Raw genomic sequence first — 14,071 nt, forward strand, 5'->3', positions numbered from 1 at the left:
GACAGGTCGTTCCCGAACGACGCCGTCTCCGACGTGAAACGATCACCGGTGAGCTGCATGCCGTCACCCGAGTCACCCGCAAAACGAATGATCACCCGGTCGAGGCGGCGCACTTCCTTGCCGCCCGGGCCCGGGGGCGTCCGCTGTTCGCCGACTACGGCCCCGTCGGCCCCGTCGGCCTGCTCGGCTGGACTACTGACCTGGCTGGTCACTGAACTGGACCTCCTTCGAGGTGGCGTTCCCGCTCCCAAGGTCAACCCTACGACTGTAGGAGTGGCCTCCTCAGGGGACGCTCGCATTCTGGACCGCCGGGCACGGCGGTCTGTCGAGAGAATTCCGTGAGATTCCGTGAGATTCCGAGATTTCGTTCCGTGCAGGAAATAGTGCGAGCCCCAGCGGCCGGATGCGGTAACGCCATACCTGACAGGGTGTCAGTTGATCAAGGTTTTGATCAATGCCCCGAGGAAGGGATCACGACCGCAGGTAGGTGAGAACGGCCAGGACTCGCCGGTGGTCCCCGTCGCTCGGGGACAGGCCGAGCTTCATGAAGATGTTGCTGACGTGCTTCTCCACCGCGCCATCGCTGACCACGAGCTGCTTGGCCACCGCGGAATTGGTCCGGCCCTCGGCCATCAGGCCCAGCACCTCGCGCTCGCGTGGGGTCAGCCCCGCCAGGACGTCCTGCTTGCGGCTGCGGCCGAGCAGCTGGGCGACCACCTCGGGGTCCAGGGCGGTCCCCCCGCGGGCCACGCGTACGACGGCGTCCAGGAATTCCCGCACGTCGGCCACCCGGTCCTTGAGTAGATACCCCACTCCGGTACTGGATCCGGCCAGCAGTTCGGTGGCGTACTGCTCCTCCACGTACTGCGACAGCACCAGCACGCCTATCCCGGGATGCTCGCGGCGCAGGCGCACGGCGGCCCGGACGCCCTCGTCGGTGTGCGTCGGGGGCATCCGTACGTCCGCGACCACCACGTCCGGCAGCGCGTCCTCGGCCGCCAGCTCCGCCACCGTCTTGATCAGGGCTTCCGCGTCCCCGACGCCGGCGACGACGTCATGCCCCCGGTCGGTCAGCAGCCGGGTCAGGCCCTCGCGCAGCAGCACTGAATCCTCGGCGATGACGACCCGCACCCTGTTTTCCACGATCCAGCAGCTCCCGCGTCCATACGTTCCCCGATGTCCCTGACTCGGCCAGCATCCCAGCCCGGAGGCCGGGACGGAGGCGAGATTGGATCAACGTACGACGGTCGGGTCGGTGTTCCGCAGACGCGCGGATTTCCCCTACGGCGGTCTCAGCGGGTCAGCGGGTCGGCGGGTCAGCGGGAGCGCCAGGGCAGCTCGGCGGTCACGGTGGTGCCGCCACCGGCGGGCGAATCCACGACCAGCACCCCGTCCACGGCGTCCAGCCGCTCGGTGAGCCCCGCCAGCCCGGTGCCCGCGCCCGCGCCAGCGGCGCTCGCGCCGCCGCGCCCGTCGTCCGCGACCTGGATCAGCAGCCGGCCCCCCGACCTCCACACGTCCACGGCCGCGGTCCGGGCCCCCGCGTGCTTGCTGATGTTCTGGAGCAGCTCGGAGACGGTGAAGTACGCGATCCCCTCCACCGCGGAGGCCGGCCGCTCCGGCAGGTCCACGGCCACCCGCACCGGCACCGCGCACCGGGCGGCGACCGAGGACAGTGCCGCGTCCAGCCCGCGGTCGGTCAGGACGGCCGGGTGGATGCCGCGCGCCAGGTCGCGCAGCTCCTGGAGTGCGATCTTCACCTCGCCGTGCGCCTCGTCCACCATGCGGGCGGCCGTTCGGGGGTCCTCGGCGAGCTTCTCCTTCGCCAGCCCGAGGTCCATGGCCAGCGCCACCAGGCGGGCCTGCGCCCCGTCGTGCAGGTCCCGCTCGATCCGCCGCAGGTCGGCGGCGGCGTTGTCGACCACCACCCCGCGGTCGGACTCCAGCTCGGTCACGCGGTGGTCGAGGCGGGACGGGCCGAGCAGCGCGGCGACGAGGACGCGGTCGACGGTGGTGAGCGCGCGCACCACCCAGGGCGTGGCGAGGGTGAACCCCAGACCGGTCAGGCAGGTCAGGGCGATCTCCCCGGGCGAATCGAGGAAGAAGGAGTAGTCGTCGTTCTGGAACAGCTGGAGCCCCGGCTGATCGGTATAGGTCGGGAAGACCCAGAACCAGACCGGGTACAGCAGGAAGGCCCATCCGTACGCCCAGAACACCAGTGACACACAGAAGGCGAAAACGGCCCACGGGAAGTGGACCACCGAGTACAGCACGTGCCGCCAGGCGCTGCCGCTCTTGAGCAGTGCCCCCATGGCGGCGAACGCACCGGGCTTCTGGGCCCTGACGGGCGCGGGCTCGGCGACGGCGACCCGCAGCAGGCCGCGCACCCGCGCCCGCTCGATGCGTCCGAACCCGCGGCACATGGCCAGCACACCGGCGAGCACCGGTATCCCGAGGAAGGTGACGAGCAGCCCGGCGCCGAGGCTGATCCCGGTGATCGTGAGCGATCCGTACAGGAGGCTCAGCGGCAGCCCGAGCACCAGATACCCGAACTCCCGCCAGGTCCGCCCCTCCACGGGAGCCCGCAACACCCCACTGATACCCATGTCCCGACCCGCCCCTTCAACGTTTCCGTGAGCTGTCCCAACCCTCCCGCCCCGACCCCGCCCGAACCATCGGGCGGGTGGGCGTTTCCACCGGGGGGTTAACCCCACCCCCTTCGTGCACGACGGCCGGGCGTCGCGGCGGCCCGGCCGTCACGTCGCCCGGGTGGAGGTCAGGTGGAGGTCGGGTTCAACCGCGCCCGCGCCACGGCAACTCCGCGGTCACCACCGTTCCCGCTCCCTCCGGGGAGTTGACCACGAACACCCCGTCCACGGCCTCCAGCCGCTCCACCAGCCCCGCCAACCCCGACCCGCCCACCGCGTCGGCCCCGCCCCGCCCGTCGTCCGACACCCGGATCAGCAGCCGGCCCCCCGACCCGCCTGGGGGCCCCGACCGCCACACCTCCACACTCGCGCTCTGCGCCCCCGCATGCTTGCTGACGTTCTGCAGCAGCTCGGACACCGTGAAGTACGCGATTCCCTCGATCGCGGCGGCGGGCCGCTCGGGCAGGTCCACCGCGACCTTCACCGGCACCACGCACCGGGCGGCGACCGACGACAGCGCCGCGTCCAGCCCGCGGTCGGTCAGGACCGCCGGGTGGATGCCGCGCGCCAGGTCCCGTAGCTCCTGTAGGGCCAGCTTCACCTCGCCGTGCGCCTCGTCCACCATCGCCGCCGCCGCGTCCGGGTCCTCCAACAGCTTCTCCTTGGCCAGGCCCAGCCCCATCGCCAGCGCCACCAGCCTCGCCTGTGCCCCGTCGTGCAGGTCCCGCTCGATGCGCCGCATGTCGGCGGCTGCCGTGTCCACGACCACCCCGCGGTCGGACTCCAGCTCCGCGATCCGCCGCTCCAGTTCGTCCGAGGGCGAGAGCAGCCCCCGTACCATCAGCCGGTCCACGTTCGACAACCAGCGCGATACGTACGGCAGCACCGGCCACAGCACGAACAGCCCGGCCAGCGTCACCGTGAAGGTGAGCACCCCCCACGGCAGCCGCACCAGCTCGTACAGCACGGTCCGCCAGGCCACCGGGTCCTTCAGGGCCGTCCACAACCAGGGGAAGAACCCGCCGGCCCGCCGCGGCCCGGGCAGCGGAGTCGGCTCCTCCACCCGTACGCCGAGCAGGGTGCGCGCCCTCGCCCGTTCGATCCGTCCCAGCTGTCGGGACCCGAACAGACCGGTTGCGAGCAGCGGGAGACCGATCGCGGTCACGGACAGGCCACCTGCGGTCGAGACCATGACCACGGTGTAGACGAACCCGACGAGCGCCAGCGGAAGATTGCTCAACAGATGGGCGATCTCCTGCCACGTCACGGCGCCCAGGGCCGGGCGTACGGGAGGAGGCCGGTCGTTGTCGGGGCCTGGGTGGGAGACTTGAATGGGCGCGGTCATGCGCCCCAGCCTGCCAATACGGCCCCGTGGATGCCATGGGGCAGCCGGGCCGCGGTAAACGGGGGATAACCCCACCCTGTGTGGACCAGGCCCTAGACTCCCGTCCGTACCAGATCGTCGACAGTGGCCAAGGAGCGAGGAACGGACGTGCCCGACCCAACGGTATCGACCGTAACCGTGCTCGCAGCGGACTATTTCCAGAGCTATTCGGTCGTCGGCCTGCTGGCCGTCGTCGGTGTGCTCTTCGTGGCCGTCGCGTTCGGTGCGGGCCGCCTGCTGAGACCGGTGGTCCCGACCCCCGAGAAGCTGCTGACGTACGAATGCGGTGTGGACCCGGTCGGCGAGGGCTGGGCGCACACCCAGGTCCGCTACTACGTCTACGCGTTCCTCTACGTGATCTTCGCCGTCGACTCGATCTTCCTCTTCCCGTGGGCGACGGTGTTCGCCGCCGCTGGTTACGGCGCCACCACGCTCGTGGAGATGTTCGTCTTCCTGGGCTTCCTGGCCGTCGGCCTGCTCTACGCGTACAAGAAGGGCGTCCTCGAATGGACGTGACACCGGCTGTGACCACCGCCGAGGGCCAACTGCTTCCGGAGCCCAAGAGGCTGGGGGTCCTCTCACGGCTGGCCCCGGAACCGATGAAGGTGGTCCTCAACTGGGGCCGCCGCTACAGCCTGTGGGTCTTCAACTTCGGCCTCGCCTGCTGCGCGATCGAGTTCATCGCCGCGTCGATGGCGCGCCACGACTTCATCCGGCTCGGCGTCATCCCCTTCGCGCCCGGCCCGCGCCAGGCCGACCTGATGATCGTCTCGGGCACCGTGACGGACAAGATGGCCCCGGCCGTGAAGCGGCTCTACGAGCAGATGCCGGAGCCGAAGTACGTCATCTCCTTCGGAGCCTGCTCCAACTGCGGCGGGCCGTACTGGGACTCGTACTCCGTCACGAAGGGCGTCGACCAGATCATCCCGGTGGACGTCTACGTCCCCGGCTGCCCGCCGCGCCCGGAAGCGCTGCTCCAGGGCATCCTCAAACTCCAGGAGAAGATCGCTCGGGAGTCGCTGGCGGAGCGCTACGCCACCTGCCCCTCGGTCTCCCAGCTCACCAGCGGCCTGGTCACACCCCCGTCGGCGCCGGGAGCGGGCGCATGAACCTTTACGACTCGCTCCCCGGCGCCGTTGCGACGATCTTCGGCGCGGAGGCCGTGGCCGAGCACGCGTACGACGTCCTGACGGTCGACGTCCCGGTCGGAAGCTGGATCCCCTCGCTGGAGATCGCCCGCGACAAGCTGGGCTGCACCTACTTCGACTGGCTGAGCGCGGTGGACGAGCCGGGCACCGGCTTCCGCGTCTGCGCCCACGTCGTATCGCTGGAGAACCACCGCGTACGCCGCCTGCTGCTGCGGACGACGGTCCCGCACGGCGCGCCCTCCCTCCCCTCCGCGGTCTCGATCTACGCGGGCGCGGAATGGCACGAGCGCGAGACGTTCGAGATGTTCGGGGTGCGCTTCACCGACCACCCCCACCTGGTGCCGCTCCTGCTCCCGGAGAACTTCGAGGGACACCCGCTGCGCAAGGACTTCGTCCTGGCCGCGCGCGTTGCGAAGGCCTGGCCCGGAGCCAAGGAACCGGGCGAGGCCCACGATCCGGACGCCCCGAAGCGCCGCCAGATGCTGCCGCCGGGCGTGCCGGACCCCAACGACTGGGGCCCGCTCAAGGGCCAGCTGCCGCCGGCGCCCTCCCGCCCGGCCCGGACGGCCCGCGCTCCGCGCGAGGGCGCCCCGGCGCGCACGCCGCGCGAGGGCGCCCCGGTCCGCCGTACCCGCACGGCGGCGGAGGGCTCGGCCACCCAGGCCGCCGAAGCCGAAGCCACCCCCCGCCCGGCCCGCCGTACCCGCTCGGTGACGGACGGCTCGGCGAGCCAGGCGGTGACGCCGGCGGACACCGGAGCCACGCCCGCCACCCCGCCGACCGAAGGCCCGCCTCCGTCCCCGGCCGCGCCCCGCCCGGCCCGCCGTACCCGCTCCGCCGGCGACGGCTCCGTCAGCCAGAGCCCGGCACCCGAGCCGGGGCCGGGGTCCGGCGGCCTGGTGGCACCGGGCAGGCGCCCCGCCCCCCGCAGCACGGACGCGCCCTGGCACAACCCGAAGCCCGCCTTCGAAGAGCCCGAGCGCAAGCCCGAGCCCGAGCCCGGTCCGGAGCCCGCATCCGGTCCCGAGTCCGCGGCCGGTCCGGAGCCCGCGCCCGAGCGCGGTCCGGAGGGCGAGGCCGGGACCTCGCGCTCCGGCGAGGGCGAAGCCGGCTCAGGCCCCACCACCCACACCACCGAACCCGACAACGGAGGCGACGCGTGAACGACGTCCTCGACGTCGCCCTGCGACTGATCGTCGTCTTCGCCGTCTTCCTCGTGCTCCCGCTCGTCGTCGGGCAGACCGAGCACAAGGTGATGGCGCACATGCAGGGCCGCCTCGGCCCCATGTACGCCGGCGGCTTCCACGGCTGGGCCCAGCTCGTCGCCGACGGCGTGAAGTTCGCGCAGAAGGAGGACGTGGTCCCCGCAGGCGCCGACCGCCGCATCTTCCAGCTCGCCCCCGCCGTCGCCCTGCTCCCGTACCTCCTCGTCCTCGTCGCCATCCCGATCGGCCCGGGCGAGGGCGCCGTCGGCCAGGTCATCGACGCCGGGCTGTTCTTCGTGCTCGCCGTCATGGGCGTCGGCGTCCTCGGCAGCCTGATGGCCGGTTGGGCCTCCGCCAACAAGTTCTCGCTGCTCGGCGGCCTGCGCGCCGCCGCGCAGCTCCTCGCGTACGAGCTCCCCATGCTGCTCGCCGCCGCCTCCGTCGCCATGGCCGCCGGGACCGTGTCCCTCCCCGGCATCCTCGACTCGTTCCAGTGGTGGTGGCTGCCCTGGCAGATCGTCGGCGCGCTGGTCTTCTTCACCGCCGGCCTCGCCGAACTCCAGCGGCCGCCCTTCGACATGCCCGTCGCCGACTCCGAGATCATCTTCGGCGCGTACACCGAGTACACCGGCCTGCGCTTCGCACTGTTCCTGCTCGCCGAGTACGCCGGCATCGTCGTCCTCTGCGCGCTCACCACCGTCCTCTTCCTCGGAGGCTGGCACGGGCCCGTCGCCGACGGCTGGGTCTGGACCCTCCTCAAGACGGCCGTCCTCGCCTTCGTCGTGATCTGGCTGCGCGTCAGCTATCCGCGGCTGCGCGAGGACCAGCTCCAGAAGCTCGCGTGGACCACGCTCATCCCGCTCGCGCTCGCGCAGATCGCGCTCACCGGCATCGTGAAGGTGGCGATCCAGTAATGCCCATCCCCGGATCCGGCCTCGCCAAGGGCCTCGCCGTCACCCTGCGCACGATGACGAAGCGCGCGCACACCGCCCAGTACCCCGACGCGCAGCCCGAGCTCCCGCCCCGCACCCGCGGGGTCATCGGTCTGTTCGAGGAGAACTGCACGGTCTGCATGCTGTGCGCCCGCGAGTGCCCCGACTGGTGCATCTACATCGACTCCCACAAGGAGACGGTCCCGGCCGCCACCCCCGGCGGTCGCGAGCGCAGCCGCAACGTCCTCGACCGGTTCGCCATCGACTTCTCGCTCTGCATGTACTGCGGCATCTGCATCGAGGTGTGTCCCTTCGACGCCCTCTTCTGGTCGCCGGAGTTCGAGTACGCGGAGACCGACATCCTCGAACTCACCCACGAGCGCGACAAGCTGCGCGAATGGATGTGGACCGTCCCGGCCCCGCCCGCCCTGGACCCGGCCGCCGAGGAACCCAAGGAGATCGCCGCCGCCCGCAAGGCGGTGGAGAAGGCCGAGGCCGTGGCAGCAGCGGCGGCAGCGGCAGCTGCCGCGGCGGCTGCCGAGCCCGGCACCGCTCACGACACCGATGCGCCGACGACCCCGGAGGGAGACGCGTGACCCCCGCAGCCACCGCCCTGGCCGCCGCGGCGACGGGCAACGGGTTCCTCTCCCCGACCGGCGTCGAGATCGCCTTCGTCCTCGTCGGCCTCGCCACCCTCGGCGCGGCCGTGATCACGGTCACCACCAAGCAACTGGTGCACGCCGCCCTCTGGCTGGTCGTCGCGCTCGGCGGCATCGCCGTCGAGTACCTCCTGCTGACCGCCGAGTTCATCGCCTGGGTCCAGGTCCTGATCTACCTCGGTTCGGTGGTCGTCCTCCTCCTCTTCGGACTGATGCTCACCAAGGCCCCCATCGGTCGCTCCCCGGACGCCGACTCGAACAACCGCTGGGTCGCGCTCGGCGTCGCGCTCTGCGCGGCCGCCGCGCTCGTCTGGGTCGTCGTCGACGCCTTCCGCACCACCTGGATCGACCTCGACGGACCCGTCCAGGGCTCCACCAAGGTCTCCGGTGAGATCCTCTTCCAGCACTGGGTGCTGCCCTTCGAGGCGCTCTCCGTCCTCCTCCTCGCGGCCCTGATCGGAGCCATCGTGCTCTCCCGCAAGGACGCCGCCGCCGGCGAACCCGCCGACAAGAAGGGGCAGCAGCGCTGATGCACCTCGCCTACCCCGCCGTGCTCGCGGCGCTCCTCTTCTGCACGGGCCTGTACGGAGTGCTCGCCCGCCGCAACGCCATCCTGGTCCTGATGTCCGTCGAGCTGATGCTGAACGCCGTCAACCTCAACCTGGTGGCCTTCGACGTCTGGCTGCGCGACACGCTGCACGCCGGCCAGGCCCTCACCCTCTTCACCATCGCGATCGCAGCCGCCGAGATCGGCATCGGCCTCGCGATCGTGCTGATGGTGTACCGCAACCGCGGCACCTCGGACGTCGACCGGCTCCGCGACACCGCCGAGGGCCATGAGCCCGGCCGCAGCACCGACCCCCACACCGACCCGAGCACCGCACGGCCGGAGGTCGCCGCGTGAGCACCACGACCCTCGCCGTCCTCGTCCCGCTCTTGCCCTTCCTGGGTGCGGTGGCGGGACTGTTCCTCGGCCGCGGCGCGCCCGGCTTCGTCCGGCCGCTCGCGGTGCTGCCCGCGTTGGCCGCAGCCGTTCTGGCCGTCCTCGTCGCCGTCCGGCAGGGCGGCGGCAAGGCGATCGAAACCGCGACCGAGCTGACCCCGACCGGCTCCGTACCGATCGACCTCTCGCTCTACATCGACGGCTTCGCCGCGCTCGTCGCCGTCCTGGTCGGTGTCGTCGCCACCTGCGTACAGCTGTACTCGACGGCGTACCTGCGCGAGGACCCGCGCTACCCCTCGTACGCTGCCCTGGTCTCCCTGTTCACCTCCGCGATGCTGCTCGTCGTCTACTCCGGCGACCTGATGGTGCTGCTGGTCGGCTGGGAAGTCATGGGCATCTGCTCGTACTTCCTGGTCGGTCACTACTGGGAGACCGAGGCGGCCCGCTCCGCCTCCCTGAAGGCCTTCCTCGTCACCAAGCTCGGCGACGTCCCCTTCCTGATCGGCCTGTTCGCCCTCGCCACCGATGCCGGCTCCTTCCAGATCACCAAGATCCTCGGCACCGTCGCCGCGGGCGGACTCGACCACCCGACGCTGATCGCACTGCTCCTGCTCGCCGGAGTCGCCGGCAAGTCCGCGCAGTTCCCGCTGCACACCTGGCTCCCGGACGCCATGGCGGGCCCCACGCCGGTCTCCGCGCTGATCCACGCGGCGACCATGGTCGCCGCCGGCGTCTACTTCGTCGCCCGCCTCCTCCCGGTGTTCGAGGCCTCCCAGGCCGCGCTGGTGGTGATGGCCGCCATGGCAGCCATCACGATGGTCGGTTCGGGTCTCGCGGCCCTGGCCCAGGACGACATCAAGCGCGTCCTCGCCTACTCCACGATCGGCCAGCTCGGCTACATGACCGGGGCCCTGGCCGTCGGCGACCGCGGCGCCGCCGTCTTCCACCTCCTGTCCCACGGTGCCTTCAAGGCACTCCTGTTCCTCGGTGCGGGCGTGATCATCCACGCCGCCGGGACGAACTCCCTGGCCGCCATGTCCCGGATGGACGGCCTGGCGGGGCGCATCCCCGACGCCTTCTGGACCATGACGATCGCGCTCCTCGCGCTCGCCGCGATCCCGCCCTTCGCCGGCTTCTTCTCCAAGGAATCCGTCCTCGTCGCCGCCGAGCACGCCGCCGGCGGCCACGCGGAGTCCGTGCCCGGCGCCGCCGGCTGGCTGGTGCTGGTCGCCGGCGTGCTGACCGCTCTGCTCACCGCCGCCTACGCCACCCGCCTGTGGCTGATGGCCTTCCGCGGCCGGGGCGCCGCCGCACCCGACCACGGCAAGGAACCCGTCGCCATGACCGGGGTGCTGTGGTTGCTGGCGATCCCGTCGATCGGCTTCGGTCTCGCTGCCGGACCGATCGCCGACTGGTTCGACGGCAGGAAGCTCACCCCGACACTGACCACCTCGGTCCTCGGTACCGGCGCCGCCGTCATCGGCGGCCTGCTGACCTACGCCTTGTGGCAGCGCGCCACGGCCAAGGCCGCCGCGGAAGGGTACGGAGTCGGCGTGTCCGTGTCCCTCGCCGTCGCAGAGTCCGCCGCCGAGACCCCCGAGGTCGCCGAGGTCACCCACGACCACCCCGCCGTCCCGGCCGGCACCGCACCCGACCCCGGTCGCGCGCTACTGGGACCGCTCCACCGCCACGCGGCCGTCGGATTCCACCTCGACGCCGTCTACGACCGGCTGTTCGTCCGGCCCGTCCGAGCGGCCGCGAGCCTCGTCCGCTTCCTCGACCGCGAGGTCGTGGACACATACGTCCGTGGCGCGGGCACCGGCCCCCGGCTGCTCGGCAGCCTCGTGCGCCGGGCCCAGACCGGCAACGTGCAGAGCTACCTGAGCGCCCTGCTCGCCGGCGCCGTGGTCCTGGCGATCGCCACCGCCGTCCTCGCCAACGTCAACGCCGGATCGTGAGCCGTGAGTCAGCCGTGATTGATATCAGCCCGTCCGTGATGCAGTTCCTTCTGGCGTTCGTCGTGGCCGCACCGCTCCTCGGCGCCGCCGCGGCCCTCCTGCCACCCCCGCCCGGACTCAAGGGCAAGAGCCCCGAACAGGCCGTGCTGCGCCACGGCGTGACCGTGACCGGCGTGATCCTCGCCGCGGCGATCGCCCTCGCACTGGGCTTCGACCGCGACGCCCCGTCCCGCTTCCAGGCGACGACGGACATCAGCTGGATCCAAGCGCTGAACGTCCGGATCCACCTCGGCATCGACGGCATCTCGCTCCCCCTCCTCCTGATGACCGCGCTGCTGTTCTTCCTCTGCGCGGTCTACAGCTACTTCAAGCTCCCCGAGGGCCCCTCCGCCAAGGCCTTCGTCGCACTGCTGCTCGTCCTGGAGTCCGGCACCCTCGCGACCTTCGCCGTCCTCGACCTGCTGCTGTTCTTCCTCGCCTTCGAGATGGTCCTCATCCCGATGTACTTCCTCATCGCCCGCTGGGGCGGTGCCCAGCGGCAGGCAGCCGCCTGGAAGTTCATCCTGTACACCCTCCTCGGCTCCGTGGTCATGCTCCTCGGACTGCTGCTGATCGGGCTGAACAGCGGCACCTTCGACATGGTGGCGCTCGCCTCCGACAACGGTCGCGAACTGACCCACACCACCCAACTGCTGGCCGTTCTGGCCATCGGCATCGGCCTCGCCGTGAAGACCCCGATGTGGCCGCTGCACAGCTGGCTGCCCGACGCCCACACGGCCGCGCCCACCGTCGGCTCCGTCCTGCTGGCCGGCGTCCTGCTCAAGATGGGCACCTACGGGTTCGTCCGCATCCTGCTCCCCGTCACCCCCGACGGCATGGCGACCTTTGCCCCCTACCTGGGCGCCTTCGCCGCCGTCGGCATCGTCTACGGATCCCTCGCCTGCCTCTCGCTCGCCCGCAAGGGAAACAAGGGCGACCTCAAGCGCCTCATCGCGTACTCCTCCGTCGGCCACATGGGCTTCGTCCTCCTCGGCATCGCTTCGATGACCCCCACAGGAGTCAACGGCGCGCTCTTCGCCAACATCGCGCACGGTCTGATCACCGGCCTTCTCTTCTTTCTTGTCGGTGCGCTCAAAGACCGTTACAACACCGCCGACCTCGACACCCTCGCCGGAGCCACCGGCGCCGCCCTCTACGGCCGCGCCCCCCGCCTCGGAGCCCTCCTCGCCTTCGCCGCCGTCGCCTCCCTCGGCCTGCCGGGCCTCGCAGGCTTCTGGGGCGAGATGCTGGCCCTGTTCGGCGCGTTCGACCCGGCCGAGGGCCTGTCCCGGCCCGCCTTCCTCACCTACATGGCCTTCGGTGCGTTCGGCACCCTGCTCACCGCCGCCTACCTGCTGGTCGTCGTACGGCGCGTCTGCATGGGCGACCCCAAGGCCCAGCCCGAGCCCGCGCTCGCCCTCGCGGACATCCAGCGCTACGAGTTCGCCGCCTGGACCCCGCTCGCGGCCCTCACCGTCCTCGCCGGCCTGTGGCCCGCGGTCCTCCTCGGCCTCACCGACCCGGCCGTCCAGAAGCTCCTCGCAGGAGGCAACGCATGACGGCCCTGTCCACCCCGGCCGCCGAGACCGCCACCCTGGTCCAGACGGTCGACTGGCTCGCGATCGCCCCCGTGGTGCTCACCGCCGCCGTCGCCCTGGTCGTCCTGGTCGCCGACCTCTTCGTGCCGGAGCGGCACAAGCCGCTGCTCGGCTGGTTCTCCGTGGCCGGCCTCGCCGCCGCGACCGCCACCCTGCTGCCACTGCGCGCCGGCGACCGCGCCACCTTCTGCCTCACCGTCGACCCCACCGCGTGCAGTTACACCGCCGACCACTTCGCGCTCGTCATCCAGTTCCTGGTGCTGGCCGGCGCCCTGGTCACGGCCCTCCTGTCGGTCACCACCGTCCGCGACGCGCGCATGCCGGCCGGCGAGTACTGGTTCCTGCTGCTCTCCTCCGCCGCAGGCGCCGCCCTGCTGCCCGCCTCCCGCGACCTCGCCACCCTGATCGTCGCCCTCGAAGTCGCCTCGCTGCCCGCCTTCGCCCTCGTCGGCATGCGCCGCGGCGACCGGCTCTCCTCCGAGGCCGCCCTCAAGTTCTTCCTCTCCTCCGTCACGGCCACCGCCGTGTCGCTCATGGGCATCAGCTTCGTCTACGCCGCCACCGGGACCCTGCACCTGGCCCAGGTCGCCGACCGGCTGGAAGACGTCCCCGGCCAGCTCGACACCCTCGCCATGGTCGGCGTCGCGCTCACCCTCGTCGGCTTCGCCTTCAAGACCGCCGCCGTCCCCTTCCACTTCTGGGTGCCGGACACCTACGTCGGCGCGCCGCTGCCCATCGCCGGCTACCTCTCGGTGATCGGCAAGGCCGTCGGCTTCACCGGCCTCATCCTCGTCACGGTGATCGCCTTTCCGGCGTACTCCGACGTCTGGGGCCCGGCCCTCGCCGTCCTCGCCGCGCTCACCATGACCCTCGGCAACGCGGCCGCGCTGAGCCAGGACGCCGACCGGCCCCACAGTGCCGTACGGCTGCTCGCCTGGTCCTCGGTCGGCCAGGCCGGCTATCTGCTGGTCCCGATCGCCGCCGCCGCGTACGCCGAGCGCGACCAGATCGGCTCCACCGTCGCGTACGCCCTCATGTACGCCGTCGTGAACCTCGGCGCCTTCGCCGTGGCCGCGCTGGTCGGCCGTACGAAGCCGCTCCACCGGATCAGCGACTACCGCGGCCTGTACGCGCAGCGCCCGGCCGCCGCCCTCGCGCTGGCCTTCTTCCTGCTCTGCCTGGCGGGCCTGCCGCCAGGCATCGTCGGCCTCTTCGCCAAGGTCACCGTCTTCGGCTCCGCGGTCGATGCCGGGCTGGGCTGGCTGGCCGTGGTCATGGCGATCAACGTCGTCATGGCCCTCTACTACTACCTGCGCTGGACGGCGCTCCTCTTCCGCGCCCAGGAGGGCCCCGCCCAGGAGGTCACCTTCGCGGAGGCGCGTACCGAGACCCCGTGGCCGGTGACCGCCGCGATCGTGCTCACGGCCGTCACCGCCGTGGTGATCTCGGGCGCCCCGCAGCTGGTGCTGCGCTTCGCCTCGGGCAGCCTGTTCCCGCAGTAGAGCCGTGCAGGACCCGTGCGGGCTGCGGGCCCCGTTGGACCCGCCGGACCTGCGG

Annotated in this window: 13 protein-coding genes and 1 pseudogene; 10 read left to right on the plus strand and 4 right to left on the minus strand. The window is 71.6% G+C overall.

All coding sequences use genetic code 11. From position 1 onward, the window contains the following. The 4 genes and pseudogenes from ABZZ20_RS27585 to ABZZ20_RS27600 all read right to left on the minus strand — a co-directional run. Positions 1–212, minus strand: a pseudogene (locus tag ABZZ20_RS27585) (2-oxoglutarate ferredoxin oxidoreductase subunit alpha); the annotation flags it as partial. 259 nt (positions 213–471) lie between these two features. Beyond that, the gene (locus tag ABZZ20_RS27590) at positions 472–1,131 is read right to left on the minus strand and encodes a response regulator transcription factor (RefSeq protein ID WP_030161942.1); all 660 of its coding nucleotides are present in this window, start codon (positions 1,129–1,131) and stop codon (positions 472–474) included. Positions 1,132–1,316: 185 nt separating this feature from the next. Then, a complete protein-coding gene (locus tag ABZZ20_RS27595; protein WP_356874103.1) occupies positions 1,317–2,606 on the minus strand; it encodes a sensor domain-containing protein in 1,290 nt (429 codons plus the stop codon). Between the two features lie 187 nt (positions 2,607–2,793). Next, positions 2,794–3,993 carry a sensor domain-containing protein gene (locus tag ABZZ20_RS27600; protein ID WP_356874105.1) on the minus strand — a complete coding sequence of 400 codons (1,200 nt, stop codon included), beginning with the start codon at positions 3,991–3,993 and terminating at the stop codon, positions 2,794–2,796. A gap of 147 nt (positions 3,994–4,140) precedes the next feature. On the opposite strand from ABZZ20_RS27600, the gene ABZZ20_RS27605 reads away from it, so the two are divergent. Genes ABZZ20_RS27605 through ABZZ20_RS27650 form a run of 10 tightly spaced genes read left to right on the plus strand, consistent with a single transcriptional unit; the run spans position 4,141 to position 14,016 of the window. Next, entirely contained in the window at positions 4,141–4,548 is a 408-nt protein-coding gene (locus tag ABZZ20_RS27605) for an NADH-quinone oxidoreductase subunit A (protein ID WP_356874107.1), read from the plus strand. Next, on the plus strand, positions 4,539–5,141 hold the full coding sequence (locus tag ABZZ20_RS27610) for an NADH-quinone oxidoreductase subunit B family protein (protein WP_356874109.1): 603 nt from the start codon (positions 4,539–4,541) through the stop codon (positions 5,139–5,141). The genes ABZZ20_RS27605 and ABZZ20_RS27610 overlap by 10 nt, the downstream gene beginning before the upstream one ends. Then, positions 5,138–6,343 carry an NADH-quinone oxidoreductase subunit C gene (locus ABZZ20_RS27615; RefSeq protein WP_356874111.1) on the plus strand — a complete coding sequence of 402 codons (1,206 nt, stop codon included), beginning with the start codon at positions 5,138–5,140 and terminating at the stop codon, positions 6,341–6,343. The genes ABZZ20_RS27610 and ABZZ20_RS27615 overlap by 4 nt, the downstream gene beginning before the upstream one ends. Next, positions 6,340–7,299 (plus strand): complex I subunit 1 family protein, encoded by a 960-nt coding sequence (locus ABZZ20_RS27620; protein ID WP_356874113.1) that lies wholly within the window; start codon positions 6,340–6,342, stop codon positions 7,297–7,299. The genes ABZZ20_RS27615 and ABZZ20_RS27620 overlap by 4 nt, the downstream gene beginning before the upstream one ends. Then, positions 7,299–7,913 (plus strand): NADH-quinone oxidoreductase subunit I, encoded by a 615-nt coding sequence (locus tag ABZZ20_RS27625; protein ID WP_356874115.1) that lies wholly within the window; start codon positions 7,299–7,301, stop codon positions 7,911–7,913. Before ABZZ20_RS27620 ends, ABZZ20_RS27625 begins: the two co-directional genes overlap by 1 nt. After that, the gene (locus tag ABZZ20_RS27630; RefSeq protein ID WP_356874117.1) at positions 7,910–8,506 is read left to right on the plus strand and encodes an NADH-quinone oxidoreductase subunit J; all 597 of its coding nucleotides are present in this window, start codon (positions 7,910–7,912) and stop codon (positions 8,504–8,506) included. Before ABZZ20_RS27625 ends, ABZZ20_RS27630 begins: the two co-directional genes overlap by 4 nt. Further along, positions 8,506–8,880, plus strand: coding sequence for an NADH-quinone oxidoreductase subunit NuoK (gene nuoK / locus ABZZ20_RS27635; RefSeq protein ID WP_356874118.1), 375 nt, complete (start codon positions 8,506–8,508; stop codon positions 8,878–8,880). The genes ABZZ20_RS27630 and nuoK overlap by 1 nt, the downstream gene beginning before the upstream one ends. After that, on the plus strand, positions 8,877–10,877 hold the full coding sequence (locus ABZZ20_RS27640) for an NADH-quinone oxidoreductase subunit L (protein ID WP_356874120.1): 2,001 nt from the start codon (positions 8,877–8,879) through the stop codon (positions 10,875–10,877). Before nuoK ends, ABZZ20_RS27640 begins: the two co-directional genes overlap by 4 nt. Before the next feature lie 38 nt (positions 10,878–10,915). After that, entirely contained in the window at positions 10,916–12,475 is a 1,560-nt protein-coding gene (locus ABZZ20_RS27645; protein WP_356874257.1) for an NADH-quinone oxidoreductase subunit M, read from the plus strand. Then, positions 12,472–14,016 (plus strand): NADH-quinone oxidoreductase subunit N, encoded by a 1,545-nt coding sequence (locus tag ABZZ20_RS27650; protein WP_356874122.1) that lies wholly within the window; start codon positions 12,472–12,474, stop codon positions 14,014–14,016. The genes ABZZ20_RS27645 and ABZZ20_RS27650 overlap by 4 nt, the downstream gene beginning before the upstream one ends. Positions 14,017–14,071: the final 55 nt, after the last annotated feature.

The sequence above is a fragment of the Streptomyces sp. NPDC006430 genome (assembly GCF_040612395.1).
Taxonomy (GTDB): domain Bacteria; phylum Actinomycetota; class Actinomycetes; order Streptomycetales; family Streptomycetaceae; genus Streptomyces.

What these genes read in the sequence shown, in the direction of transcription:
- ABZZ20_RS27600 (WP_356874105.1), bottom strand. Translation starts at nt 3,993, where the DNA reads ATGACCGCGCCCATTCAAGTCTCCCACCCAGGCCCCGACAACGACCGG.
- ABZZ20_RS27595 (WP_356874103.1), bottom strand. Translation starts at nt 2,606, where the DNA reads ATGGGTATCAGTGGGGTGTTGCGGGCTCCCGTGGAGGGGCGGACCTGG.
- ABZZ20_RS27645 (WP_356874257.1), top strand. Translation starts at nt 10,916, where the DNA reads ATGCAGTTCCTTCTGGCGTTCGTCGTGGCCGCACCGCTCCTCGGCGCC.
- ABZZ20_RS27615 (WP_356874111.1), top strand. Translation starts at nt 5,138, where the DNA reads ATGAACCTTTACGACTCGCTCCCCGGCGCCGTTGCGACGATCTTCGGC.
- nuoK (WP_356874118.1), top strand. Translation starts at nt 8,506, where the DNA reads ATGCACCTCGCCTACCCCGCCGTGCTCGCGGCGCTCCTCTTCTGCACG.
- ABZZ20_RS27610 (WP_356874109.1), top strand. Translation starts at nt 4,539, where the DNA reads ATGGACGTGACACCGGCTGTGACCACCGCCGAGGGCCAACTGCTTCCG.
- ABZZ20_RS27650 (WP_356874122.1), top strand. Translation starts at nt 12,472, where the DNA reads ATGACGGCCCTGTCCACCCCGGCCGCCGAGACCGCCACCCTGGTCCAG.
- ABZZ20_RS27625 (WP_356874115.1), top strand. Translation starts at nt 7,299, where the DNA reads ATGCCCATCCCCGGATCCGGCCTCGCCAAGGGCCTCGCCGTCACCCTG.